This is a genomic window from Clostridium vincentii, assembly GCF_002995745.1.
Lineage (GTDB): Bacteria > Bacillota > Clostridia > Clostridiales > Clostridiaceae > Clostridium > Clostridium vincentii.
In genome coordinates this window covers 1-24,689 of the sequence record NZ_PVXQ01000043.1, presented here as the reverse complement: position 1 = coordinate 24,689, position 24,689 = coordinate 1, and the positions used below count along the sequence as shown (strand labels likewise).

Here is a 24,689-nt window from a genome sequence, read left to right as displayed (position 1 = left end):
GTGGATTAAAAGGATTTGGAGATATTAGTTACAATTAAGAGTAAAAATGCTTAAGGGAAGTTATAAATATATACTGTAAAATAATGGATAATAAAATAGTTGCCCACTTTTACTTGACTCAATCATAAATAATGGAATTATATAAAAAGTAAAGACTATATGATATAATATTAATTAAAAACTGAGTAAATTTAGGGAGTGATTAGATTTGGATTCTAGTTATACGGGAGAAATAATTCTTTTAATTGTTTTAATTATATTATCAGGGTTTTTCTCAATGTCAGAGACTTCATTAATGTCTTTGAGCAAGATTAGAATTAGGCATATGCTAAAAGAGGAAGTGAAAGGTTCTAAATTGCTAGAAAAGCTTTTAAAAGATCCAAATAAACTTCTAGGAGCGATTTTAATTGGTAATAATATTGTTAATATAGGAGCATCAGCTTTAGCGACAACCATAACAGCAAGATTATTTGGTGGTAGTCAAAGTAGTGTTGCAATAGCAACCTTATCCATGACTGTTTTAATTCTTATTTTTGGAGAAATAACACCAAAATCTATAGCAAAGCAAAAATCGGAGCAGGTTTCTTTACTTGTTAGTAAACCAATAAATTTATTAGTATTTGTTTTAAGACCGTTAGTATTTGTTTTTTCGAGCATATCTTCAGTTTTCATTAAACTTTTAGGCGGAAATCCAAAAGTTGGAGAACCATTTATTACTCAAGAAGAATTAAAGACAATGGTTGGAGTAAGTGAGGAAGAGGGCGTACTTGAAGATGTAGAAAAGGAAATGATTTTCAATGTTTTTGACTTTGCAGATATGCAGGTTAAGGATGTCATGGTTCAGAGAGTTGATATTATAGCATTAGATACAGAGACGACTTATGATGAAGTTTTGCAGGAAATAAAAGAAGAGCAATTTTCTAGAATACCAGTATATAATGAAACCATAGATAACATAATAGGTATATTAAACGTTAAAGATCTAATTATAGCAGGGAATCTTAAGGATGGATTTGATATTAAAAATTATGTAAGAGAACCTTTCTATACCTTCGAGTTTAAAAAAATAACTGCAGTTTTTAGTGAAATGAAAAAGACAAGAAATCCTATGGCTGTGGTACTTGATGAATATGGTGGAACAGTAGGTATTGTAACATTGGAAGACATAATTGAAGAAATAGTTGGAGAAATCGAAGATGAATATGATGAAGAAAGTAACATGATTCAAGTTGTAAAAGAGGATGAATACATTGTGAATGGTAGCGCTAAGCTTAATGACATTAGCGAGCTGATTGGAGTGTCTATGGAATCTGATGAATTAGATTCTGTTGGTGGATTAATAATAGAAGAACTTGGACGAATTCCTGAAAATAATGAAGAGGTAATTATAAATAACATTAGATTTGTTGTTGAGGAATTGGATAAGAATCGTATAAAAAAGGTGAGAATATATACTTAAATAAAATGAGTAGCATCATGCTACTCTTTGTTTGTATGTGGGTGGTAATAATGAATTATATGGATTATGCAATAGAAGAAGCAAATAAAGCTTTAGAAAAAGGAGAAATTCCGGTGGGGGCAATTGTTGTAAAAGCTGGCATAATAATTGGGAAAGGATATAATGAGAAGGAAGGTAAAAAAGATCCTACCCAGCATGCGGAAATTATAGCAATTAAGGAAGCTTGCGCGAATATAGGCGATTGGAGGCTTATTGGGTGCGAGATGTATGTGACTCTAGAACCTTGTCCTATGTGTACAGGCGCTATTTTGCAAAGTAGAATAGGTAAATTGTATATAGGAACTTTCAACAAAGATACGGGAGCTTGTGGGTCTGTAGTAAACTTGATAGATAATAGAAACTTAAATAGCTTCGTTAATACTATATGGACTTATGATGAAAGATGTAGTAAACTACTACAAGAATTCTTTAAAAGGCAAAGACAAAAATAATTTATATGGAGAAATGGCTGAGTGGTTGAAAGCGGTAGTCTCGAAAACTATTGTACCTTTAACGGGTATCAGGGGTTCGAATCCCCTTTTCTCCTCCAAAAATACAAAAGATATAGGAGATTGATTATGAATCCAGTAGCGTTTGAAATGTTTAGTGTAGAAATAAGATGGTATGGAATTTTGATATGTCTAGGAGTTTTATCAGCATTACTTTTAGCCAACTATAATTGTAAGAGAAAAAATTTAAACTTTGATTTACTTACAGATGTCTTTTTATGGGCATTTCCAGCTGCAATAGTAGGTGCAAGACTTTACTATGTTGCATTTGAATTTGATCAATATAAAGATAATTTAGTAGATATATTTAAGCTACGTGAAGGCGGATTGGCAATTCATGGAGGTCTAATAGGGGCTTTAATTGCAGTAATAATTTTTGCGAAGATCAGGAAGATTAATCTTCTAGAGTATGCAGATGTAGCCGCACCGGCAATTATACTAGCTCAAGCTATAGGAAGATGGGGAAACTTTATGAATGGAGAGGCTCATGGGGGCGTTGTAACTAGTGAATTCATAGGACACTTTCCTGAGTTTATTCAAAAAGGTATGAATATAGGAGGTAATTATTATCATCCAACATTTCTATATGAATCCATTTGGAATGTTATAGTATGCGGAATTCTACTTTTTATATTATACAAACGAAAGGAATCTCAAAAGGGTATAGTTATATGTAGTTATCTTTCTCTATATTCATTAGGAAGGGTATTTATAGAAGGACTAAGAACTGATAGCTTAATGATGGGTAGCTTAAGGGTAGCCCAGGTGATAAGCTTAGCGGGGATAGTTATAGGTATAATAGGAATAATTATATTTTATAGAAAAAAACAAATTAAGGTAAAGATAGAAAATTAGTATCTTATAGTTTTGGGATTGGATTTTTAAGTAAATGTTTCTATTGAACAACAAGGACATATATGCTAGAATAGAAAAGTATCAAAATTGTATATTTGATTTTAAATAGACTTGAATAAAAAAGTCTATAGTAAGTAGAGCATGGAGAGATGTCCGAGCGGCTTAAGGAGCACGCCTGGAAAGCGTGTATGGGGGCAACTCTATCAGGGGTTCAAATCCCCTTCTCTCCGCCATATGCCGTGCTAGATGGGGAACCAGCGGTGCCTTGTAACCTGCAATCCGCTACAGCAGGATTGAATTCCCCAGAGAGGCTTTAATGAGTATGGTCTGCCTTATGAAAGTGGTGTTGATAGTCGGGTCCCACGCAATGGAATCCATGAATCTCGTCAGGTCCGGAAGGAAGCAGCGATAAGTGGTCACTTTCATGTGCCGTGGATATATCTGACTTGAGCTAACTACATAGGTAACGCATAGGAGTTAAAGACGAACTGGGGTGTACGGTGTTTTATATTTTACCTTTCTTTATAAGGAAGGGCTTTTTTACGAAGTGCTTATATATACAATTGATAAATTTAGGTTACTCTTCAATAGGATTAACATATAGATACAATAGGATAAGAAAAAGAGGGAATCCAACTTTACTTTGGATACCCTCTTTTTCTTTTTTATATTTTTTTATCTAAATCAATAAATTCATACAAGATCCCATCCACAGAATTAGTCTTCTCCTGAGATGAATATGTAATAGCCCAAGTAGTATAATCAATGTCAGGAAAAGACGTATCTCCCTCAAAGGCTTTCTTAACCTTAGTTAGATATATTTTTTTGCAGTAAGGGAACAGTGAATTGTATATTTCCCCTCCTCCAATAATAAAAGCTTCTTCATCTGAATTCTCATATTTAGCTAAAACTTCATCTAAGCTGTGAAATATAGATACTGCATCAGAATCTACAGCATAGTTTAGATCTCTTGTAATAATTACGTGATGTCTATTAGGAAGGATTCTTGGCAAAGATTCAAATGTTTTTCTTCCCATGATGATAACGTGATTTGTGGTTATTTCTTTAAATCTTTTTAAATCCTCAGAGATATGCCAAAGTAATTTGTTATCTCCACCTATAATGTTATTTTCAGCTATTGCAACTATTATTGATAGCATTACACAGTCACCTCCATTTTTATACTTGCATGATGTTTGTAATCCTCTAATTTAATGTCATCTGGAGTAAAAGCATAGAAATCTTTAATTTCAGGATTAATCCAGAAGAGTGGTGCTGGATAAGCTTCATTTTCTCTAGTTAACTGTAATTTAAGCCCTTCAACTTGATTTTCATATACATGGGCATTATTTATAACATGAGTTAATAAGCCTGGCTTTAAACCTGAAATTTGAGCTAACATATGAGTTAACACAGCAAATTGGCAAGTGTTAAATGGAACTCCTAGACCCATATCTCCAGAACGTTGCACTAGCATACAATTTAATTTATTATCAGTTACATCCCACATAGTTAAAAAGCAACATGGCGCAAGATTCATTTCAGGGAGGTCTGCCCAATTCCATAAGTTAAGCATCATTCTCCTATCTTGAGGATTGTTTTTTAAAGCATCTATAAGTTGGTCAATTTGATGGAACTTTTTAACTTGATATCCGTAAGCTTTACCAATAGTACCATCTTCACCTTCCCACTCATTCCATACCTTAACATTCATTTGTCTAAGATCTTCAACCTTATTAGATTGCTTTTGATAAATCCAAAGCATTTCCTTTACTGATGTTTTAAAAGCAACAAATTTAGTAGTTAATATAGGAAATTCCTTTTCTAAATTAAATTGCATAATTTGATGTGGCAATTTATATGTAGCGACTGCAGTTCTATTTTTATCGTAATATCCATTATCTAAAATGTCTTTAATTATAGATAAATATTTTTTGTCATAAATACTCATGTAGTATCCTCCTGTATGGTTTATAAGATGTTATTTAAAAGTAATTTCTCCTGACATAACAGCCTTCTCATTTCCATGGCTATCATTAACAATTAAGTTTCCTTCGTCGGAAAGTCTTAAGCAAGTAACCTCTTCCTCATTATTACAGGTAATAAGCTTTGCCTTTTTCCCGAATAAATTAGAATGATTTCTACATATAGATATAGTCTCACTTATATCTCCATTAGAAACAAATTGGTTGTATAATTCTTCGAAAGTATTTAAAAACGAAGAAATAATCTCAATTCTATTAAATTCTTTATTAAATTCTATCTTTAAAGATGTAGCAATAGTGCTTATATCCTCATCAAAACTTTCAATGTTTACATTTAACCCAATACCAACAACTAAATAATCAACAGTTTCCAAATCACATTTTAGTTCTGTTAGTATGCCACATAACTTTTTGTCGTTTAAAACAATATCATTAGGCCATTTTATATTAACGTTAAGCCCAAACTTCAAAAAACTTTTATAAATGGCTGCAGCAGTAATTTGTGTGACTTTTGTACATTCTGTTGGAACTATATTAGGTCTTAAAATCATAGAAAACCAAATTCCACCTTTAGGAGATGACCAAACTCTTTTAAATCTACCACTAGCTGATTCTTGGATTTCAGAAATTATTATTGTACCATCTGCAGCCCCTTTAGACGCAAGATCCTTTGCTTTCTTATTGGTAGAATCTATTGTGTCAAAATGTATAATATTCCTTCCAAGCTGTGCTGTAGTAAGTAATTCTGAAATTTCATTAGAATTAAGTAAATCTGGAGTTGAAATTAGTTTATATCCTTTATTAGAAATTCCTTCGATTATATATCCCTTTGCTTTTAAATTTTTAATATGTTTCCATATTGCTGACCTTGAAATCATTAAATTTGAACTTAATCCTTCTCCTGATATATAATCTTGGGCATTTTTTAGCTCTTTTAGAATTTTTTCTTCCATAGAATATCTCCTCCTAGAAATTATTATAGCATAAAGAACAGAGAATTCTTATTGTAAACTTATAATTATAATTAGGTTGACAATAGAAGCCGCTTATAATATTATAATCATAGGTTTTATGAATAACATAAATAAATATGGGGGATAAATTATGAAAAAAAGGATAAGTTTAAGAAAACAAATTTTATGCGCAATTTTTGCAGCAGTTATAGCTATTCTCGCCCAAATAACAATTCCACTACCTTTTACTGTGGTTCCAATTACAATGCAGGTTTTTGCAATAATATTAACTGGAATAATATTAGGAGCAAGGTTAGGATCTTTTACAGTTCTAATATATATTTTACTAGGAGCAGTTGGAGCTCCGGTCTTTGTACAATTTAAAGGCGGGTTCCAAACATTAATCGGGCCAACTGGAGGATATTTAATAGCTTATCCAATAACAGCGGCTATCATAGGATATTTTTCTTATAAATATAAAAAGAACTATTTGATGATATTCTTGGGAGGAGTTTTAGGACTAGCAGTATGTTATTCAATAGGAACAACACAACTTATGTTTGTAGCGAACTTGACACCTAGGGCAGCATTAATGGCAGGGGTAATACCATTTGTACCTCTGGATATTTTGAAATTAATATTAGCAATAATAGTTGGTACTAAGATTCAAAGTAAATTAATTAAGACAAATATGTTAAGGGACTAAAATTTAGTCCCTTTTTCTTTTACCTCTAAGCCTAATTCCTTAATCATATTCCTATCATTACATGTACCGCCACTGCCACAGGTTGTTAAAAGACTTCCTGAAATTGTTCCATTTGCTCCAGCCATAAAAGCCTTTTCTCCGTAGTTAGTTAATAGATTTCGTCCAGCAGCTAATCTTATATTTGCTCTTGGATTTATAAATCTAAAAACTGCTATTGTTCTTAAAATTTCCTCTTCCTTTAATAAACTCTCGTTTTCTAGAGGTGTTCCCTTAATAGGCATCAAAGCATTTATAGGTATGGATAGGATATCAAGTTCTCTAAGTTCCATTGCCATATTAATTCTATCTTCTCTACTTTCTCCAAGACCTATAATTCCACCAGAACATACTTCAATACCAACTTCTCTGCAAAGTTTTATTGTATGTATTCTTTCATCATAGGTATGGGTTGTACATATTTTGCTGTAATAATTTTTTGATGTTTCAACATTATGATGATACCTTTTAACTCCAGATTTTTTTAATTTTATTAAAGATGTTTTATTTAATATTCCATGAGAGGCACATAAACTTATATTAGGTAACTCCTTATTAAGAGCACTATAATAATCAGTAACAATTTCTAGATCATCCTTAGATAAGTCCCTTCCAGAGGTAACTATAGAAAATCTATCTATTCCATCCTCCTCATCTTTTTTAGCCTTTTCATATACTTCTTCATATGAGACTAAAGGATATTCCTTTACTCCTGTTTTATAATGTTTCGATTGTGCACAATAGCTGCAGTTTTCAGAGCAACTCCCACTTTTCCCGTTAATAATAGAACATAGATCTACTTTTATTCCAGTAAATTTTTCTCGGAGAATATTTGCGCAAGTGTATAGTTCAGCCTCTGGTTCAGAATATAATTGAAAAGCATCCTCCTTTGTAATGATATATCCCTGTAAAACCTTTTCTTTAATTTCATGTGAAAGTCCCATCAAACAATTCCTCCATTATAAAATTTTTCTAGTTCGTAGTCTTATACTAGTGACCTTTTTGAAGATTGTCAACTTAATATAAACGATGGGTTTACAATATCGTATTTAAAGCATGTTAAATGTCTCTTAATTGGTGTATAATAATAATAGAGTATTTAGGCACAATCAAAGAAATAACAGACAAGTATATTATTTCTTTTCATGTGCCTTATGAAAGTTAGAGGGGTGAAATACCTTGGCGTATACAGCGTTATATAGAGAATGGAGACCAAGAAATTTTGAGGATGTAGTAGGACAAGAACCTATTACTACTACTTTAAAAAACCAAATTTTAAATAATAGAATAACACATGCCTACCTTTTTTGTGGAACTCGAGGTACAGGAAAAACCTCTACAGCTAAGGTTATGGCGAAAGCGTTAAATTGCTTAGATCTTAAAAATGGAGAACCTTGCAATGAATGCAAAATGTGCAAAAAGATTAATGAGGGCTTAGCAATTGATGTAACAGAATTAGATGCTGCATCTAATAATGGTATAGATAGAATTAGAGATATTATAGAGGATGCAAAGTATCCTCCACAAGAAGGCAGATTCAAGGTTTATATAATGGATGAGGTGCATATGTTATCAATGGGAGCCGTAAATGCATTCCTTAAGACCTTAGAGGAGCCTCCAGCAAATGTGGTTTTTATATTAGCGACTACAGATCCACAGAAGTTACCTATAACAATTTTGTCTAGATGTCAAAGGTTCGATTTCAAGAGAATTAGTAACATTAATATATCTGAAAGACTTAGGAAGATAATTTCTGCTAAAGGAGTATTAGCTGATGATAAAAGCTTAGGACTAATTGCAAGGGTATCTGATGGATCAATGCGAGATGCTTTAAGTATTTTAGATCAATCTATTGCAATGGGCGATGGTAAGGTAGAATATGATGGGCTTATCGACATGCTGGGTCTAGTTACAAATGAGCACTTATTTCATATAACCTCATCTGTTATAGAAAGAGATATTCAAAAAGCTATGATAACTATAGAAGATATAGTGCTCGCAGGTAAAGATATGGGATTATTTATGAAGGACCTAGTAGCACATTTTAGAAATCTATTAATGATCAAAGTTACAAATAATCCTGAAGAAGTGTTAGATATGTCCGTAGAAAATATTTCTCTTGTTAAGGAACAGGGCGGAAGAATAAGAGTGGAAGAGATAATGAGGGGTATAAGAATACTTCAAGAGGCAGAAAATAATGCAAAGGCTAGCAAGCAAACTAGATTGTATTTGGAATTAGCCGTGATAAAAATGTGTAAAATAGAGTATGATACCTCAAGTGAAGTTATATTAGCTAGGGTTAATAGGATGGAAGAAGTATTAAAAACAGGAAAAATTCAAGTTACTCAAGTTAATTCTAAGGGGAATATAGCTGCTATGCAGGGAGAAAATAAGGGCAAACAGATACAAAAACCAGTAGCGACTGTATCCAAACAAATGGATGTTAAAGGAAATAGTAATGCTAAAAGTTCACTTGAGGATATACAAAGAGCTTGGAAGGATATATTAGAAGCTTTTAAAGCAAGAAGAGCTATGATAATTTTTGCTTCAATAGTTACGGGGAAACCTGTAGAATGCAAAAATGGAATACTTACAATAGAATATGATGATCAATATGCCTTTGGAAAAGAAAGGCTAGAGAAACCTGAAAATTATAGAGTGGTTAATGAGGTAGTATCAGAGGTAATGAGAGAAGATATTAAGGTTAAATTTACAATAGATGATTCAAAAACTTTAGAAAAAACTCCAGAAGAAGTTCTTTTAAATGCTTTTGGTGAATCTTCTGTAGAATTTATAGATGAATAAATTTTAGCTTTAAATAGAATTGTTATTAAAAATGCTATATAATAAAAAATAGATTGAATATTAAGGAGGAATTATTTATGGCAAAAGGTGGATTTCCAGGCGGCCTTGGTGGCGGCAATATGAACAACTTAATGAAACAAGCACAGATGCTTCAAAAGAAAATGGAAGAAGCTCAAAAAGAAGCTGATATTGTAGAATTTGAAGCTTCAGTTGGTGGTGGCGCTGTTTCAGTACGTGTAAATGGGAAGAAGGAAGTTTTAGCAATTAAAATAAAGCCTGAAGTAGTCGACGAAGATGATGTTGAAATGTTAGAGGACTTAGTTCTTGGTGCAGTTAATGAAGCATTAAGAAAGGCAGAAGAAGAAACTTCAAGCAAAATGAGTAAATTAACAGGTGGAATGAATATGCCAGGTGGTTTATTCTAGTAGTTGTATTTTCATTGCATACAGGATTTATACCTGTATGCTTTGTTTTTTGAAAGAGAGGAATTATTATGGATTTTTATCCAGTAGCAATAGAAAAGTTAATTGAAGAATTTGCAAAGCTTCCTAGTATTGGGAAAAAGACAGCTCAAAGATTAACTCTTCATGTTTTAAATTTACCAGAGGATGAGGTTAGAGAATTTGCAGGGGCGTTAGTTAATGCTAGAGGAACTGTAAAATACTGTTCTGTCTGTGGAAATTTTACGGAATCTGAGACCTGTCCAATTTGCTCAAATCCTAATAGAGACAAGAGTATTATATGTGTAGTAGAACAGCCTAAGGATATAATGATCATAGAGCGGGTTAAAGAATATAATGGAGGATATCATGTTTTACATGGGAATATTTCTCCTATGCAAGGACGCGGACCTCAAGATATCAGAATTAGAGAATTAGTTTCAAGGATGAAGGAAGAAGTAAAGGAAGTAATTATTGCAACTAATCCTAACATTGAAGGGGAAGCGACTGCTATGTATATATCAAAGATTCTAAGACCTTTAGAAGTACGGGTAACTAGAATAGCGGCAGGAATACCAGTAGGTGGAGATTTAGAATATGCAGATGAAGTCACATTATCAAAGGCATTAGAGGGAAGAACAGAAATATAAAAAAGGAGGATCCAGTTTACTGGATCCTCTAATTGATAGATGGGAGTTTTAGAAGTTTTATTTGATAATGAGTGAAAAGCTTCTTATATAAGCAATTTATGTTATATAAGCAATTTATGTTATATAAACGAATGTGTTACTAAAAATTACCATTAATTCTGAATATTGTATTTATAACATGGTAATACTCTAAATAAATGATTTGGAGGATTGCTATGAATAAAAATAAAATTATTGAATATGTTATAGGAAAGATGGGCCAGGATAAAAAGGATAAAGATCTCCTTGAGAAAGAGTTACTTAGGCAAGTCGAATACACACTAATTGAGATAGAAACAGCGAGACGTATGTTTAATTCTGTAGAAGATCCTAAGCTTATTGAAGTAGCTATATACTCAGAAGAAATTGCGAAACAACGATTTGATTATCTGCTATCAATAGCGAGGGAGAGAGGCATCTCTGTAAGCAATGAATATATTGTAGGAAAATTCTTAGAAATAGTTGAATAAAAAAATAGTAAACGGGGTGAAATCATGGAACTTTTACAATCTGCTGACAGTAAATTAGTAATTTATGGAATAGTGGCTGTTATAGTATTATTTATAATACTAAAAATATTTAAATGGCCATTAAAAATATTATTAAACGGTATATTTGGAGTAGTCCTTTTATACATAGTGAATCTAGTTGGAGCAAATTTTGGATTCTCCATAGGAATTAATGTAGTTACAGCTTTAATAGCAGGAATATTAGGGATACCTGGAGTAGCAGCTCTTATAATATTCAAATTATTTATATAAGTAAAAAGCTAGTTGATGAAAGTCAGCTAGCTTTTTTGAATGTTCAGGTAATTTAAGGAAAAATTAAGAAGTTAGAAAGGGAAATAATAAGTATTAGAGATTATAGTTAGTAATATAGAAGTAAGGAGGTACGAGATGAAAGTTTTAGAAATTAGGGGCGTAAAGAAAAAACTGGGAAAAAAGGAGATAATCAAAGGAATAGATTTATCAGTCAGCGAGGGAGAAATTTTTGGATTTCTAGGGCCTAATGGAGCAGGAAAGACTACTACAATAAGAATGTTAGTGGGGCTTATAGCGCCTAATGAGGGTGATATAAGTATCTGTGGATATAATGTTGAAAAGGAAAAAGAAAAGGCTCTTAAAAATGTCGGGGCAGTTGTAGAAAATCCGGAATTATATAATTATTTATCAGGCAGAGAAAACCTTATGCAGATAGCAAGAATAAGAGGGGTATCTAAAGAAGAGATTCAAAATTTAATTGAAATAGTAGGGTTAAAGGATAGGATTAATGATAAGGTCAAAAAATATTCTTTGGGTATGAAACAAAGACTTGGACTCGCGGCTGCTTTAATTGGCGATCCTAAATTATTAATATTGGACGAGCCTACAAATGGACTTGACCCATCTGGAATTATGGATTTTAGAGAAGTTGTTAAAAAATCTGCTAAGGAAAAGGGTATGGCCGTATTTATTTCTTCCCATATATTAAGTGAGGTACAAACTCTTTGTGACAGGGTAGCTTTTATTGATAAAGGTGTAATAAAGTCTGTTGAGGAAATTCATGATAATGTGGTGAAGACGGAATTAGAAAGTTTAACCTTAATGGTTTCAAAGGATAAAAATAAAGCATTAGAAATGTTAAGGTCATTAGAATGGATTCAGAAAGCTGTAATCAATGAAGAGGAAATTCATCTAATAGTTAAAACTGGCAGTACAAATAATATATTAAGGCATTTAATTGAGAAAGATATAGAAGTTGAGGAAATATTTAAGAATAGAAAAGGTCTTGAACAAAGATACATGGAACTTGTGGAAGGAGGGGTAAGATAATGATATTTACTTTAGTAAAAAATGAATTAATTAAAATTTTAAAAAGAAGTAAAACTTGGATAGTATTTGGTCTATTTGCAATAGCTGTAGTTGGAGTAGGGTTTTTAAGCAATTATAATGCAAAGCAAAGAGCAGATTATCAATCTCCTCAAGGACAGATTGATAATTTAAATAGTCAACTTGATATGTATAATCAGCAATTTAAAAATTCAGACTCGAATGGAGAGGCAGGCAACAAGGAAGCAACAGAAGATGCTAATAGTTATATAGAAGAAATAAAGGGACAAATCAAAGTTCAGGAAGAAAGATTAACTAATGCGGAGGATCCAAATGCGTGGAAGACAGATCTTGAGCAGGAGAAAATCACTTTGCAAGCTGAACTAGATGATAAGAGTATCCCTGATGAATATAAGACTTATCAGAAACCAAGAATAGATGAAATAAATATGATTATTAAGGAAGGGGTAAAACCAGTTGAGGAATGGGAGTTTAATGCCTTTAATTATGTAAATGGATTGTTGCAAATTATAGGATTAATAATATTAGTTTCAGGTATCGCTGTATTCATGAGCGATATAGTCTCAGGGGAATCAACTCCACCAACTCTTAAGTTTTTATTGGTACAACCTATTTCTAGAGGAAAGGTTATATTATCAAAATTTATAGCAGTTGTTATTACTGTAGTAGGTATGATAGCAGGGCTTGAATTAGCAGCTTTTGGGATTGTAGGGGCTATAGCTGGATTTAGCGGAGGACAAATGCCTAAGATTATAGGAACACAGTACCAGTGGGACTATAGCAATTTATCCGGGTCAGGAGAGCCTATTCTTAATCGAATAGTAAATAGTGGAGTAATATCCACAAGGGCATCAGCAGTATTCCAAAGCTTTGGGTTAGAAATATTATTTATAATAGCATGTTGTGCTTTAATATTTTTAATATCTTCAATATTTAAAAGCAGTATGATAACCATGGCAATATCAGTAATTTTATCAGTAGCATCTACTATGGTGTGCTTGATGTCATCAACAGTTGGTAAGGTTGCGCACCTAATATTTCTGAATTATGGGGTTACTAATATAGTTATTGATGGAACTGTAGCTCAAACCTTTAATAATCCGAATTTTAGTGTGGGGCTAGGGGTAGTTCTCATGGTTGGAACTATTATAGTCTCATATGTAATTGCCCATATAGTATTTAGTAAGAAAGATTTCCTTATCTAGGCTAAGGATAATGATCATTTAAAACACATAATATACAAGACCAGTTCAGACCTATGAAGTAGATCGAACAAACCTATAGAGGAATTATCACAAATGGAAAAGATTTAAGGCTGGAAGATAGAGAAATCCTATCTTCCAGCCTTAAATTATGATGAATTATAAGTAGTAATAATTAAGGTGCTAAAGATGAAAAAAATGTAGAAATTTAATGAGAAAAAGTTATCCAATTAACTGTAATATTATTAAGTAAAGCATATATATAAAGTGTAAGAGACAATAAGTGAAATGAATCAGTGTACAAGCAATTACGCTAGATATCTAAAGGAGTGATTATTATGAGACAAAGAAAAGTTGTAAAAATAAGAATTGATATGTATGACGATATTAAATTAAAAATAATTGATACAAGGCCTGAAAGGGATCTTATTCAACATATTTGGTCTAGACTTGTAAATTTAGCTGGTAAGGTTAATTTAGAAGGTGATTTATATATGTCAAAAAACATGCCATATACTATTGAAACCTTAGCAATAGAATTTAATAGAGACTGTAGGCAAATTAAGTTAGCTCTAGATACATTTATAGAATTAGAAATGGTTGAACTTGATGAAATCAATGTGTATAGAGTTAAGAATTTTGCAAAACATCAAAATATTAAGGTGCAAGAAATAATAAAGGCTAACGATGAAGAGGTAATAAAGAATAAGGAAATAGTGCTAAAAGAAGATCTGAAGAATGAAATAAATGATACTGAAGATAAAGAATCTGAGAATAAAGTAACTCAGAAGGAAGTGGAAGTTGTTAAAATTGATGACATAGGTAATTTAGAAAGTAATAATATTAGCATTAACAAAATTAATAATGTGATTAAGGACAAGACTAATAATAATTTGCAAGGTAATATTTCTATAGGTTTGGAAACCAAGAAAAGTATGATGATAAATAAAAAGAAGAAAAAAGAGAAGTTCTTTGATTTTACTGAGGAAGAAAAAGTTGAAGATAATGATATAGTTACTTTTAAGGATTATGATAAGGAAAGACCCTTAGGCAAAGGTGAGACAGTGATTTCTTCATGGACTTTTTAATATGCTTTAAATATGTGGTATAACTATAAGTATGAAAAGAGGAGGGATGTCTTATGGCAGCTGGTACTGGAGTGAATTGCGAAGAATGTCCAGAAAAAAGAATTGGTAAATGCAATGGAGATGATTTAAGATGTGTTTGCTATAAATGTCCTAGAAAATTAGCAGAATGTTTATGTGTTAGATATTGTAGAGAAACAGAATCAGTGTTGTATTTTGAGGAAGAACACTTGTAATCGAGAGGAATATAATATAAACTATAAATACAGAGAAAAAAACAAATAGACTTATAGTGTAATAAAAATTGGGGGGATCATTTTATGATAAGAGTATTAACTAACGACGGACTACAAGAGGCGGCAATTAACAGCTTAAAGGATGCTGGAGTAGAAGTTGTAAATAATTATATAGAACAAGATAAGCTTGGGGAAGCACTTAAAGAATTCGATGTACTAGTAGTTAGATCTGCAACAAAGGTTACAGATGCTGTTTTATCAAGTGCTCAGGGTGGAAAATTAAAGTTAGTTATAAGAGCAGGAGTTGGTGTGGATAACATTGATTTAATATCTGCTCATGAAAAAGGAATTATAGTTAAGAATACACCTAATGCAAGCTCAGATTCAGTTGCTGAATTAGCATTAGCTCATATGTTTTCAATAGCTAGATTTGTAAATATTTCAAATGTAACTATGAGAGCTGGAAAATGGAACAAGAAGAACTACGAAGGCGTTGAACTTGGTGGGAAAACTTTGGGAATTATAGGAATGGGTAGAATAGGACAATCTTTAGCAATAAAGGCTACTGCATTAGGTATGAAGGTAGTTTACACTGATTTATTTGGAAAACTAAAAGATTCACCATATGAATTTCTTTCAATGGAAGCATTACTTGGAACTGCTGACTTCCTATCATTACATGTGCCTTTCGATAAGACTAAAGGTTCATTAATAGGAAAAGATGAATTTGCTTTAATGAAAGATGGAGTTTATTTAATTAACTGTGCTAGAGGTAAAGTTGTAGATGAAGACGCATTACTTGAAGCGTTAAATAGTGGAAAGGTTACAGCTGCTGGAGTTGATGTCTTTGAGAAAGAACCTACATTAAATGAAAAGCTAGTTAATCATCCAAGTGTAAGTGTTACTCCTCATATTGGAGCAGCAACTAAGGAAGCTCAAGAGAGAATTGGTCAAGAAGTAGCTTCTACAATTAAAGAATTCTTTAACATTTAATATTTAACATTTAATAGAATTTAGGAGGAAATCAAAATGGCTATAGTTAGAGCTTTTAATGGAATCAGACCGGTTGAAGATTTAGCTTCAAAGATAGCAGCACTTCCTTATGATGTAATGAGCAGTGAGGAAGCAAGAGAAATGGTAGAGGGAGATCCCTATTCATTTCTTCATGTAGATAAAGCTGAAATAGATTTAGACCCTTCTATAGATATTCATGACAATAGAGTTTATGAAAAGGCAAGAGAGAATCTAGATAAGAAGATTTTTGATAAGGAACTTATTCAAGATGAAAAACCTTGCTTATATATTTATAGACAGATTATGAATGGAAGATCTCAAACTGGATTAGTTTTTTGTGCATCTATTGATGATTACATTAATAATAAGATTAAAAAGCATGAATTTACTAGGGCAGATAAAGAGAAAGACAGAATAAATCATGTTGATTATTGTGATGCTAATACAGGCCCTATTTTCTTAACATATAAAGAAGATAATGTTGCATCAGAAGTTATAATGGATTGGACAAAGAAAAAACCTGTATATGATTTTATATCAGCAGATGGAATAGGTCATGTTGTTTGGGTTATAGATAATGAAATAATAGTTAGTGAAATTGCTGAATTATTTAAGGATGTTAAGAACTTCTACATAGCTGATGGACACCATAGGTCAGCATCTGCCGTTAAGGTTGGGTTAAAGAAAAGGGCAGCTAATCCAAACTATACTGGTGATGAAGAGTTTAACTACTTCTTAGCAGTTGCATTTCCAGATAATGATCTAATGGTAATGGACTATAATAGAGTAGTTAAGGATTTAAATGGATTAAGCAAGGTTGAGTTAATGAAGAAGTTAGAAGAAAAATTCATTGTTACTGAGTCAAGTACACAGGTTAAGCCTTCAAAGAGACATACCTTTGGAATGTTTGTTGAAGATAAGTGGTATTTATTAGAGATTAAAGAAGGAATCTACAATCAAAATGATCCTATAGAATCTTTGGATGTGGCAATACTCCAAAATAATATTTTAACTCCTATACTTGGAATTGAGGATGTAAGAACTTCAGATAGAATAGACTTTATCGGAGGAATCAGAGGACTTAGCGAACTTGAGAGAAGAGTTCATAAGGATATGAAGATAGCCTTTTCAATGTATCCAACAGAAATATCTGACATAATGAGTGTTGCAGATATAGGAGAAGTAATGCCACCAAAATCTACTTGGTTTGAGCCAAAGCTAAGAAGTGGACTATTTGTTCATAAGTTAAGTTAAGTAGTAATTTAATATTGTTAAATAAAAGAAGTAATGTAAATGTAAGTTTAAAATCTAAGTAAGGTTTTAAAATTACATGAAGTTACTTCTTTTTTTAGCTTTTTTAGACAAAACATTTAAATTAGTACTATTGTTTTACAAATTTTCTCCGAGAATAAATTGTGATACTTAAAAATAGATGGGGGACTAAAATCATGAAAATTAAAATCAAGGTGTTTATTTTAACTACTTTAAGTGTGATAATATTAGCTATTGTAACAAGTGTAATATTTTATTTTTCATATTTTGGGTATATAAAGCAGCGTGAAGAGGAAAGTATAAAAAAACAGTTTGAAGTTATAGAATACATCCTTGGGAGCGAGTCGGATAATCTATATAATATTTTAGTGGATTGGGCTAAATGGGATGATACTTATGAATTTATAAATGATTTGAATGAAAAATATATTAAAGCCAACTTAAGTGATGATACATTTATAAATTTGAATTTGAAAGCTATGTATTTTTTAAATGATAATGGAAGCATAATATATAAAAAATCCTATGAAATAGATGAAGATACATCAGAAAGAATACTTGAGAAGTCTATACTTAATAATGCAAGCATAAACCCTTTAGATATGGCTAGAACTGGTCTAGTTATGGAGGATAATAAGCTTTATATTATTAGCAAAACCTCTACAACTTCATCAAATGATAAATCACAAATCAATGGATCTTTAATATTTATTAAAGAAGTTGATACTAAGTTATTATCATATATAGATCAGGTATCAGGGATTACATTAAGGTTTAAATCTATAGAATCAGTAGAAAATAAAAATAGCATAGAGTTAGATGGGAAGATAAAGACCTATAATGAGAAAGAATATTTAGAGGCCAACAAGGTATTAATAGATATACGGGGAGAGAATTCAATAGTCTTTACAGCTTTAATTCAACAGGATAATAGTAGAGCGTACTTTTTTAGAAATTTTGTTATATCATTTGCTATCGTAGTGTTAATAATAGTTTGGGTTGATTTAATCTTTGCTAATAAATATTTCATAAAAAGGCTGTTGAAGTTAAATAAATTTATAGAAAACATTTCAAACACTAAGGATACAACTCTACGTATTAATATGTCTGGAAAGGATGAAATCTATAAATTATCTGAAGCAACTAATAAAATGCTTTCAGAAATTAGTTCAGCTAATAGAGATATGATGGAGATGAGCGAAAGATTTAGGACTATAATAGAATCTACCAATGATGGATATTTAGATATGAATGTTAAGACTCAAGAAATGTATATTAGTCTAGAATGGAAGAATTATATAGGATATAAGGGCTTAGATGAACATGAATTATTTGTAAATTATTTTTCTAAAATTCATCCAGAATGTCTTGAAAGATTAAGACATAAATTCTTTTATGTTATTAATGGTAAAGTCGAATACTTTAGTGAAGAATATAGAATAGTTAAAGAATCAGGTAGTATTACCTGGGTACAACAAAGAGGAAAAGTAGTAGAACAAGATGAAGAGGGTAATTCATTAAGGATAGTAAGCACATTATCCGATATAACAGATAGAAAGAAGTATGAAGAAGAAATTTTATTTCTTAGTTATTCAGATAAGTTAACTGGTTTAAGAAATAGAGCTTTTATGGAGAAAGAATTTCAACAGTTAGATAAGGATAAAGAATCAAATTATAATATTATTATGGGAGATATTAATGGATTGAAAGTAACTAATGCTATTTTAGGCCATAAAGAAGGCAACAGAATACTTACTCGGGTAAGTGAAATAATTAAGAAAATTTGTGAAGATACTGCCATTATATCAAGATGGGGCGGAGATGAATTTGTAATACTAGTTAGAAATAAAAATGAAGATTATATTTCACATTTAATAAACAAAATAAGAGAGTCTTGTGAGACCTCAAAAGATTTATCAATTAGCATAGCTTTTGGTTATGGAAAATGGGATGAAAGGACTACGAATTCTGAAGGGGTTATGAATTTAGCAGAGGAGAGATTGTATAGAAAAAAGCTTTTAGAGAATAAAAGTCAAAGAAGTGCTAGCATAAACTCACTTTTAACAACTTTGTATGAGAAAAATACCGAAACTCAAGAGCATACAATGAGGATTAAATATCTAAGTTCTAAATTAGGAATCAGATTAGGGCTGAGAAAAGATAAATTAGAAGAATTGGCACTTTTATCATTGCTACATGATATAGGGAAAATAGGAATACCAGAGCAGATTTTAATGAAGCCAGGAAAACTTACAGCAGAAGAATGGATCATAATGAAAAATCATTCTAGTATTGGTTATAGAATTGCAAATTCAACTCCTGAATTAGCTCATATTTCTGATGAAATATTAGCTCATCATGAGAGATACGATGGGACAGGTTACCCTAATGAGTTAAAAGGAAAAGAAATACCCTTATTATCAAGAATAATTAATATAGTAGATTCCTTTGATGTAATGACTCATAAAAGGGTATATAAGGAAGCTTTTGATAAAAGTTATGTTTTAGAGGAACTAAAAAGGTGCTCTGGTGGGCAGTTCGATTCAGTTATTGTTGAGGAATTTATTAAGCTTTTAGAAGAAGAAATTGATGGTGAATATAATTAAGAGGTTGAATGTTAGTATTCAACCTCTTTCCAATCTAGTTGTGAAGAGTAATTAGGACAACCTCTGAGCGACTACCTACTCTAATTAATGGCCCCCAGGTGCCAAAGCCAGAGGATACAACAATATTGGTATTCTTAAATTTTCCATAGCCGTAATCTATAGGAAAGAGTGCATTAGTTATTATATTTCCGGGAAAAACTTGGCCTCCATGGGTATGCCCTGAGACTTGAAGATCTATATTGTTTTCTTCAGAGTCCTTAACATTTTCAGGATTATGGTCCATAACAATACTTAGTTTGTTTTTATCAATTGTAGAAACAATATTTTCTAGAGTATCCCTTTCGTTTGAGAATCTCTCAGAGGAAATATCATCTCTGCCTATAATATAGAATTCATCATTTATTAAAATGGAGTTGTCGTGTAAGACCGTAATATTATTCTCAGTAGCCAATTCACTAAGCTTAGAAACTTCATCTGCGAAATAGTCATGGTTACCAGTAGCGAAATAAGTGCCATAGAGGCTTTTTATATTTTTAAATTTAGCAAGCATGTTATCGCTAGCAACAGGATCTAGACTACTATCTATAAGATCTCCTGCAATTAATACAACATCAGCATCTAAAGAATTAACTTCAGCAAGTAGATCGTCTAATCTATCGTTACCTATTAGCTCACCTAAATGAATATCGGAAACCAAGGCTATAGTAAGCTCGCCATTCTTTAATGGTTTATTTACATTTATATCATAATTCTTCACATAAGGAGAAACACCAAAATAGGTCCCTACACAAACGATCAGAGATACTATTACTAAAGAGATTAAATAGAAATCTATTTTCTTGTTTTTAAGTTTTAATGTTTTAGTTAGCGTAAAGGCTAGTGGAAATAAAATTAAAAGATAAAGGAAGAAAGATAAATAATAGGAACTAATAAAAGCTAACATTTTATTAATAAGATGTGGAAGACTTTTATTAAAAAATTGATAAATAAAGAAAGATGAAGATATAAAGGTAAATAAAATCCAATAAGCCTTCTTATTTAAAATTCTAATCTTATTAATAGACTTTAAAAGTCTGTTACCTATTAGAAAATTTAAGAATACATATGTAATAATGACGATAAATAGTAAAAGATAGATCATGAATATCAACTCCTTAGTTAGAATGTCTTTACAATTATACGCTAAAGTAAAATAAAAAACTCTGCCACGCAAAATAGTGACAGAGTTTTAAATTACATATTTAGAAGCATTTCCTTTAAAATTGCAGTCGAATTTTTAACCGCTATTGGGGTGAATTTCTGAAAATCCATATGAGCTCCATTATTAGCGTTATCAGAAATAGATCGTATTACAACAAAGGGAATGTTATTTAGGTAGCAGGTATGAGCGATACTTGCTCCCTCCATTTCACAGGATAAAGCTTTAAATTCCTTCTCAAGCCACTTTATTTTTTCTATATCTGCAACGAATACGTCTCCAGATACAATTCTACCAATAAAAGTATTAAGATCTTTATTATTATCACAAGCTTTTTTGGCTGATTCAACTAATTCTATATCACATTTAAAATCAAAGGTATCCATTCTTGGAATTTGACCAGGGTCATCCCCAAAAGAAGTTGTATCCATATCATGTTCTACTAAATTATCAGCAATAACTATATCTCCAGGATGTATTTCCTTACTGATACCACCGGCCACACCAACATTAATAACTTTATCAACTTGAAATTCAGAAGCTAAGATTTGAGCACAAATGGCAGAATTAACCTTGCCAATTCCACAAACTACTGCAACTACATCATTTCCCCATAACTTACCTTTATTAAAAGTCATATTGGCTTTAACTTTCGTTTCTTCAAGAGACATTTCACTAAGTAGTATTTCTAATTCTTCATTCATAGCAGCTATTATTCCTATAATCATATATAAACCTCCAAAAATTTAACTAACAATAGAGTATGTAAAATAAACATTGTAATTCCATTGTAATAATAATTACAATGATTGTATATATTAAATACTTGTTCTTATCGACAAAATAAAATAAAATAAGATACATATGAAAGAAGGTGCGTTAATTAATGAACAAAATGCAACATACTTTATCTAGAACTGAATTACTAGTAGGTGAAGAAGGCTTAGATAAATTAAGAATGAGCAAGGTAGTAGTTTTTGGGATAGGTGGAGTTGGGAGCTTTACAGTAGAAGCTTTAACTCGCGCTGGTGTTGGAAATCTAATATTAATAGATGATGATACTATTTGTTTAACTAATTTGAACAGACAAATTCACGCGGTATATGAAACTATAGGCAAAGTGAAAGTAGATGTTATGATGGATAGGATCCTTTCTATAAATAAGAAATGCAATGTAATAACCCATGAGGTTTTTGTTACTAAGGAAAATATGGCTGAATTAATACCAGAGGATACAGATTATGTTATCGATGCTATAGATACTATTACAGCCAAAATAGGTCTAGCAGAATATTGTGCTGAAAAGGACATAAGGATAATTAGTTCTATGGGTACAGGAAATAAGATGGACCCTACGCAATTTAAGGTTGCAGATATATATGATACAAAAGTATGCCCTCTAGCAAGGGTTATGAGACGTGAACTTAGAAAAAGAGAAATTAAAGGATTGAAAGTAGTCTATTCAGAAGAATTTCCTATGGAACCAAAAACTGAGGACGTAGTAACTTGCAAAACTGGATGTGTTTGTACAGGCGGAACTAAAAAGTGTGCAATGAAGAGGCAAATTCCTGGTAGCATATCCTTTGTGCCTTCAGTTGCAGGATTGATTATAGGCGGGGAAGTTATAAAAGATATTTTAAAAATATAAAAATAAAGTCATAATGCTTATTTAAGCATTATGATTTTATAGATTAATAGCTTATATTTATAGTTACATCCTCTCCAAGAAGGCTATTTAATAGTTTAGTCATTGATTCTGTAGTGCTTTCACAAGCTTTATTATATAGTTCGGCTTCCTTCATTTTAATAGATATATCCTTTGTAATTTCATTTTCAACTAAACCATATTCCTCTGAGGATAAATTTATTTCTCCAAATCTAAGTAAGCCTGTAGTAGTTTCTTGATATAAAGTCTCATTGTGGTCAATAGAAATCTTATATACTTCAGGGCTAGGTAATTTTAGATTAACTTCCTTTTTAATTTTATCAATAGTTAAATTTGGAGTAGATAGAAGAGATAAATCTACAGCGTAAGAGCAGTTAGCTCTATAAGTGATTTTTTTATATTTCTTAAAAATATCAAAGTCCCCCCAGCTGATATCTATGGTAATAGATTCAGATAACTCAAGTTCTAATGGAATTATTTTTGTGGTCTTTTTAATGTCACTAACTAAGCTTTCCTCAGTAATATACCTAAAACTAGTATCTGATTCATCTGCTATGGTCCACTGCTTAGTGTCATTAGAGGGTGAAAATACTTTATAACCAATAAAAATGCCAATAAAAACAATTAAAATAGTAACTACAATTGAGAATTTTACTTTTAAACCTTTAATAAGAAATCCCCCCTCATATATTTATCTATATAAATATATGAGGGGGGATAAATAATTATGTGAATTAAGATTTCCATCTTTCATCTAAAAAAGTTGAAAGTGCTGGAGTAACATGTAAGGACTCGCATAAAATTTTATATTCTTTTAAAAGTGTTGGGCGTTCCTTTGAAGTTTTTTGTGCTCTTATCATCAGATTTTTAGGAGTTTCAAGGGGAGAAATATATTCAACTATTGAAACATCATAGCCCTTTGATTCAAGCATCATTCCACGCATCCCATCTGTTAAAGCATCAGCAATCCTAGCTTTTAAGATTCCATACTTAGTAATATCTTTAAACGGGTCATAATTATATTGACTTAATAACTCTTTATGGCAGCAAGGAACAGCTATAATAAGATCTGAATTAACCTTTATTCCAAGGGCAAGAGCCATATCTGTTGCAGTATCACAAGCGTGCAAAGACATAACCATGTTGATTTTTTCAGTTGGCTTATAATCCTTAATGTCCTTTGCTATGAATTCCATATTTCTATAGGCAAGTTCTTCAGCTATGACCTTTGAAGAATTGATTACACCTTCAGAAATATCTAATCCTATAAAATTACACTTAATTTTTTTTACTTCTGTTAAGTAGTAGTTTAAAACAAAGGTTAAATAAGATTTACCACAACCACAGTCTAAAATATTTATAGTTGTATCCTTTGGAAGAGAATCTAATTCCTTATCAATTAGTTCAACATAATGATCTATTTGATTATATTTCCTGATTTTGTCATTTAAGATCTTACCATCCTTGCTCATAATACCAATAGCCTTCAATAGGTTATTAGCTTTCCCTACCTTAATCAAGTAATTTCTATTAAGTAATGTGGAGGTATTTTCATGAGAATCTGCAGATTGTTCTGATTTATTATCCTTTGTACTCATTTTAACATTTTTATTATCCCCAGTTATTGTGATTATGCTACCTCTCTCGCTATATGTTAATATTAACGAGTCATATTGCTGTGCATCATCACTAACTTTACTTAAGACTTCCTTAATAGTTAAAACAGAAGTAATTCCATTAAAATTGAAATTAATTTTGTCTTCGAAATATGTACCTACTCCTTTAAATTCCTTTAAGCCTGTAGTATACACAACTTTAATATCCTTAAAAGTAGAATTATCGTCAATAAACCTATTTTCAAGACCTAAAAAGAAAAATTTAATTTTAGATATATTTTGTTTGTTCAAAGTATCACCTATCCTTTAATAAAAATCATCATAAAAATAATATAAGCATTATACAGTTAAATATCAATAGAAATCGTTAGAGTATAATTTTAGTAGGCAAAGGTAGCAAAAAAATAAAGGAGATGTAAAAACATCTCCCCAATACATAAATTATCCATTATAATTTTATTGCTAAGATAAAAAGAATGGAGTTGGATT

25 protein-coding genes, 2 tRNA genes and 1 other RNA gene are annotated in these 24,689 nt (G+C 31.3%); 20 read left to right on the top strand and 8 right to left on the bottom strand.

What is annotated here, in order from left to right; genetic code table 11:
* Positions 1-208 precede the first annotated feature (208 nt).
* The 6 genes from CLVI_RS14790 to ffs all read left to right on the top strand — a co-directional run bounded on the left by CLVI_RS14790 (position 209) and on the right by ffs (position 3,363).
* Positions 209-1,459 carry an HlyC/CorC family transporter gene (locus tag CLVI_RS14790; RefSeq protein WP_106060896.1) on the top strand — a complete coding sequence of 417 codons (1,251 nt, stop codon included), beginning with the start codon at positions 209-211 and terminating at the stop codon, positions 1,457-1,459.
* A 50-nt stretch (positions 1,460-1,509) separates the two neighbouring features.
* Positions 1,510-1,950: a nucleoside deaminase gene (locus CLVI_RS14785; protein ID WP_106060895.1), complete on the top strand. Its 441-nt coding sequence runs from the start codon at positions 1,510-1,512 to the stop codon at positions 1,948-1,950.
* Between the two features lie 7 nt (positions 1,951-1,957).
* A tRNA-Ser gene (locus CLVI_RS14780) sits at positions 1,958-2,048 on the top strand.
* Between the two features lie 28 nt (positions 2,049-2,076).
* Positions 2,077-2,862 carry a prolipoprotein diacylglyceryl transferase gene (gene lgt, locus CLVI_RS14775; RefSeq protein WP_106060894.1) on the top strand — a complete coding sequence of 262 codons (786 nt, stop codon included), beginning with the start codon at positions 2,077-2,079 and terminating at the stop codon, positions 2,860-2,862.
* Between the two features lie 143 nt (positions 2,863-3,005).
* Positions 3,006-3,095, top strand: a tRNA-Ser gene (locus CLVI_RS14770).
* Positions 3,096-3,099: 4 nt separating this feature from the next.
* An RNA gene (ffs, locus tag CLVI_RS14765) (signal recognition particle sRNA large type) lies at positions 3,100-3,363 on the top strand.
* Between the two features lie 164 nt (positions 3,364-3,527).
* On the opposite strand, the gene CLVI_RS14760 is transcribed toward ffs, so the two are convergent.
* The 3 genes from CLVI_RS14760 to CLVI_RS14750 are packed head-to-tail and all read right to left on the bottom strand — an operon-like array spanning position 3,528 to position 5,800.
* Positions 3,528-4,022: a dihydrofolate reductase gene (locus CLVI_RS14760; protein WP_106060893.1), complete on the bottom strand. Its 495-nt coding sequence runs from the start codon at positions 4,020-4,022 to the stop codon at positions 3,528-3,530.
* Complete coding sequence (locus CLVI_RS14755; RefSeq protein ID WP_106060892.1) at positions 4,022-4,813, bottom strand: thymidylate synthase; 792 nt, start codon at positions 4,811-4,813, stop codon at positions 4,022-4,024. Before CLVI_RS14755 ends, CLVI_RS14760 begins: the two co-directional genes overlap by 1 nt.
* A 30-nt stretch (positions 4,814-4,843) precedes the next feature.
* Positions 4,844-5,800: a biotin--[acetyl-CoA-carboxylase] ligase gene (locus CLVI_RS14750; protein WP_106060891.1), complete on the bottom strand. Its 957-nt coding sequence runs from the start codon at positions 5,798-5,800 to the stop codon at positions 4,844-4,846.
* Positions 5,801-5,951: 151 nt separating this feature from the next.
* Between CLVI_RS14750 and CLVI_RS14745 the strand changes: the two genes are divergently transcribed.
* Complete coding sequence (locus CLVI_RS14745; RefSeq protein WP_106060890.1) at positions 5,952-6,506, top strand: biotin transporter BioY; 555 nt, start codon at positions 5,952-5,954, stop codon at positions 6,504-6,506.
* Here CLVI_RS14745 and bioB read toward each other — a convergent pair.
* The gene (gene bioB, locus CLVI_RS14740) at positions 6,503-7,486 is read right to left on the bottom strand and encodes a biotin synthase BioB (RefSeq protein ID WP_106060889.1); all 984 of its coding nucleotides are present in this window, start codon (positions 7,484-7,486) and stop codon (positions 6,503-6,505) included. The genes CLVI_RS14745 and bioB overlap by 4 nt on opposite strands.
* Before the next feature lie 235 nt (positions 7,487-7,721).
* On the opposite strand from bioB, the gene dnaX reads away from it, so the two are divergent.
* The 12 genes from dnaX to CLVI_RS14680 all read left to right on the top strand — a co-directional run bounded on the left by dnaX (position 7,722) and on the right by CLVI_RS14680 (position 19,720).
* A complete protein-coding gene (gene dnaX / locus CLVI_RS14735; RefSeq protein ID WP_106060888.1) occupies positions 7,722-9,347 on the top strand; it encodes a DNA polymerase III subunit gamma/tau in 1,626 nt (541 codons plus the stop codon).
* A gap of 77 nt (positions 9,348-9,424) precedes the next feature.
* On the top strand, positions 9,425-9,772 hold the full coding sequence (locus CLVI_RS14730; protein WP_106060887.1) for a YbaB/EbfC family nucleoid-associated protein: 348 nt from the start codon (positions 9,425-9,427) through the stop codon (positions 9,770-9,772).
* Positions 9,773-9,840: 68 nt separating this feature from the next.
* Positions 9,841-10,437: a recombination mediator RecR gene (gene recR / locus CLVI_RS14725; RefSeq protein WP_106060886.1), complete on the top strand. Its 597-nt coding sequence runs from the start codon at positions 9,841-9,843 to the stop codon at positions 10,435-10,437.
* Between the two features lie 215 nt (positions 10,438-10,652).
* Positions 10,653-10,946, top strand: coding sequence for a DUF2508 family protein (locus CLVI_RS14720; RefSeq protein WP_106060885.1), 294 nt, complete (start codon positions 10,653-10,655; stop codon positions 10,944-10,946).
* Positions 10,947-10,970: 24 nt separating this feature from the next.
* Positions 10,971-11,237: a pro-sigmaK processing inhibitor BofA family protein gene (locus tag CLVI_RS14715; protein ID WP_106060884.1), complete on the top strand. Its 267-nt coding sequence runs from the start codon at positions 10,971-10,973 to the stop codon at positions 11,235-11,237.
* 135 nt (positions 11,238-11,372) lie between these two features.
* Positions 11,373-12,287, top strand: coding sequence for an ABC transporter ATP-binding protein (locus CLVI_RS14710; RefSeq protein ID WP_106060883.1), 915 nt, complete (start codon positions 11,373-11,375; stop codon positions 12,285-12,287).
* Positions 12,287-13,510: an ABC transporter permease subunit gene (locus CLVI_RS14705; protein WP_106060882.1), complete on the top strand. Its 1,224-nt coding sequence runs from the start codon at positions 12,287-12,289 to the stop codon at positions 13,508-13,510. Before CLVI_RS14710 ends, CLVI_RS14705 begins: the two co-directional genes overlap by 1 nt.
* A 335-nt stretch (positions 13,511-13,845) precedes the next feature.
* Positions 13,846-14,595, top strand: a complete 750-nt coding sequence (locus CLVI_RS14700; protein WP_106060881.1) for a phage replisome organizer N-terminal domain-containing protein — start codon at positions 13,846-13,848, stop codon at positions 14,593-14,595.
* A 53-nt stretch (positions 14,596-14,648) separates the two neighbouring features.
* Positions 14,649-14,828, top strand: coding sequence for a hypothetical protein (locus CLVI_RS14695; protein ID WP_106060880.1), 180 nt, complete (start codon positions 14,649-14,651; stop codon positions 14,826-14,828).
* Between the two features lie 84 nt (positions 14,829-14,912).
* Positions 14,913-15,821: a D-2-hydroxyacid dehydrogenase gene (locus CLVI_RS14690; protein WP_106060879.1), complete on the top strand. Its 909-nt coding sequence runs from the start codon at positions 14,913-14,915 to the stop codon at positions 15,819-15,821.
* Between the two features lie 36 nt (positions 15,822-15,857).
* A complete protein-coding gene (locus CLVI_RS14685; protein ID WP_106060878.1) occupies positions 15,858-17,096 on the top strand; it encodes a DUF1015 domain-containing protein in 1,239 nt (412 codons plus the stop codon).
* A 194-nt stretch (positions 17,097-17,290) separates the two neighbouring features.
* Complete coding sequence (locus CLVI_RS14680) at positions 17,291-19,720, top strand: HD domain-containing phosphohydrolase (protein WP_106060877.1); 2,430 nt, start codon at positions 17,291-17,293, stop codon at positions 19,718-19,720.
* 34 nt (positions 19,721-19,754) lie between these two features.
* Here the strand turns inward: CLVI_RS14680 and CLVI_RS14675 are convergent, their stop codons facing one another.
* Together CLVI_RS14675 and CLVI_RS14670 are read right to left on the bottom strand one after the other, a co-directional pair.
* The gene (locus CLVI_RS14675) at positions 19,755-20,477 is read right to left on the bottom strand and encodes a metallophosphoesterase (RefSeq protein ID WP_170065687.1); all 723 of its coding nucleotides are present in this window, start codon (positions 20,475-20,477) and stop codon (positions 19,755-19,757) included.
* Positions 20,478-20,953: 476 nt separating this feature from the next.
* On the bottom strand, positions 20,954-21,646 hold the full coding sequence (locus CLVI_RS14670; protein WP_106060875.1) for a 5'-methylthioadenosine/adenosylhomocysteine nucleosidase: 693 nt from the start codon (positions 21,644-21,646) through the stop codon (positions 20,954-20,956).
* A gap of 158 nt (positions 21,647-21,804) precedes the next feature.
* Between CLVI_RS14670 and CLVI_RS14665 the strand changes: the two genes are divergently transcribed.
* Positions 21,805-22,566, top strand: a complete 762-nt coding sequence (locus tag CLVI_RS14665; RefSeq protein ID WP_242980734.1) for a tRNA threonylcarbamoyladenosine dehydratase — start codon at positions 21,805-21,807, stop codon at positions 22,564-22,566.
* A 43-nt stretch (positions 22,567-22,609) separates the two neighbouring features.
* On the opposite strand, the gene CLVI_RS17905 is transcribed toward CLVI_RS14665, so the two are convergent.
* Together CLVI_RS17905 and CLVI_RS14655 are read right to left on the bottom strand one after the other, a co-directional pair.
* A complete protein-coding gene (locus tag CLVI_RS17905; protein WP_278320533.1) occupies positions 22,610-23,080 on the bottom strand; it encodes a DUF4230 domain-containing protein in 471 nt (156 codons plus the stop codon).
* A gap of 238 nt (positions 23,081-23,318) precedes the next feature.
* Positions 23,319-24,491, bottom strand: coding sequence for a class I SAM-dependent methyltransferase (locus CLVI_RS14655; protein ID WP_106060873.1), 1,173 nt, complete (start codon positions 24,489-24,491; stop codon positions 23,319-23,321).
* Positions 24,492-24,689 lie beyond the last annotated feature (198 nt).

Coding starts and splice junctions, on each gene's coding strand:
- CLVI_RS14700 (WP_106060881.1), top strand. CDS start 13,846: ATGAGACAAAGAAAAGTTGTAAAAATAAGAATTGATATGTATGACGAT.
- CLVI_RS14680 (WP_106060877.1), top strand. CDS start 17,291: ATGAAAATTAAAATCAAGGTGTTTATTTTAACTACTTTAAGTGTGATA.
- CLVI_RS14785 (WP_106060895.1), top strand. CDS start 1,510: ATGAATTATATGGATTATGCAATAGAAGAAGCAAATAAAGCTTTAGAA.
- CLVI_RS14715 (WP_106060884.1), top strand. CDS start 10,971: ATGGAACTTTTACAATCTGCTGACAGTAAATTAGTAATTTATGGAATA.
- CLVI_RS14760 (WP_106060893.1), bottom strand. CDS start 4,022: ATGCTATCAATAATAGTTGCAATAGCTGAAAATAACATTATAGGTGGA.
- CLVI_RS14745 (WP_106060890.1), top strand. CDS start 5,952: ATGAAAAAAAGGATAAGTTTAAGAAAACAAATTTTATGCGCAATTTTT.
- CLVI_RS14690 (WP_106060879.1), top strand. CDS start 14,913: ATGATAAGAGTATTAACTAACGACGGACTACAAGAGGCGGCAATTAAC.
- CLVI_RS14665 (WP_242980734.1), top strand. CDS start 21,805: ATGAACAAAATGCAACATACTTTATCTAGAACTGAATTACTAGTAGGT.
- CLVI_RS14685 (WP_106060878.1), top strand. CDS start 15,858: ATGGCTATAGTTAGAGCTTTTAATGGAATCAGACCGGTTGAAGATTTA.
- CLVI_RS14750 (WP_106060891.1), bottom strand. CDS start 5,800: ATGGAAGAAAAAATTCTAAAAGAGCTAAAAAATGCCCAAGATTATATA.
- CLVI_RS14730 (WP_106060887.1), top strand. CDS start 9,425: ATGGCAAAAGGTGGATTTCCAGGCGGCCTTGGTGGCGGCAATATGAAC.
- CLVI_RS14710 (WP_106060883.1), top strand. CDS start 11,373: ATGAAAGTTTTAGAAATTAGGGGCGTAAAGAAAAAACTGGGAAAAAAG.
- CLVI_RS14755 (WP_106060892.1), bottom strand. CDS start 4,813: ATGAGTATTTATGACAAAAAATATTTATCTATAATTAAAGACATTTTA.
- lgt (WP_106060894.1), top strand. CDS start 2,077: ATGAATCCAGTAGCGTTTGAAATGTTTAGTGTAGAAATAAGATGGTAT.
- bioB (WP_106060889.1), bottom strand. CDS start 7,486: ATGGGACTTTCACATGAAATTAAAGAAAAGGTTTTACAGGGATATATC.
- CLVI_RS14670 (WP_106060875.1), bottom strand. CDS start 21,646: ATGATTATAGGAATAATAGCTGCTATGAATGAAGAATTAGAAATACTA.
- CLVI_RS14695 (WP_106060880.1), top strand. CDS start 14,649: ATGGCAGCTGGTACTGGAGTGAATTGCGAAGAATGTCCAGAAAAAAGA.
- CLVI_RS14720 (WP_106060885.1), top strand. CDS start 10,653: ATGAATAAAAATAAAATTATTGAATATGTTATAGGAAAGATGGGCCAG.
- recR (WP_106060886.1), top strand. CDS start 9,841: ATGGATTTTTATCCAGTAGCAATAGAAAAGTTAATTGAAGAATTTGCA.
- CLVI_RS14705 (WP_106060882.1), top strand. CDS start 12,287: ATGATATTTACTTTAGTAAAAAATGAATTAATTAAAATTTTAAAAAGA.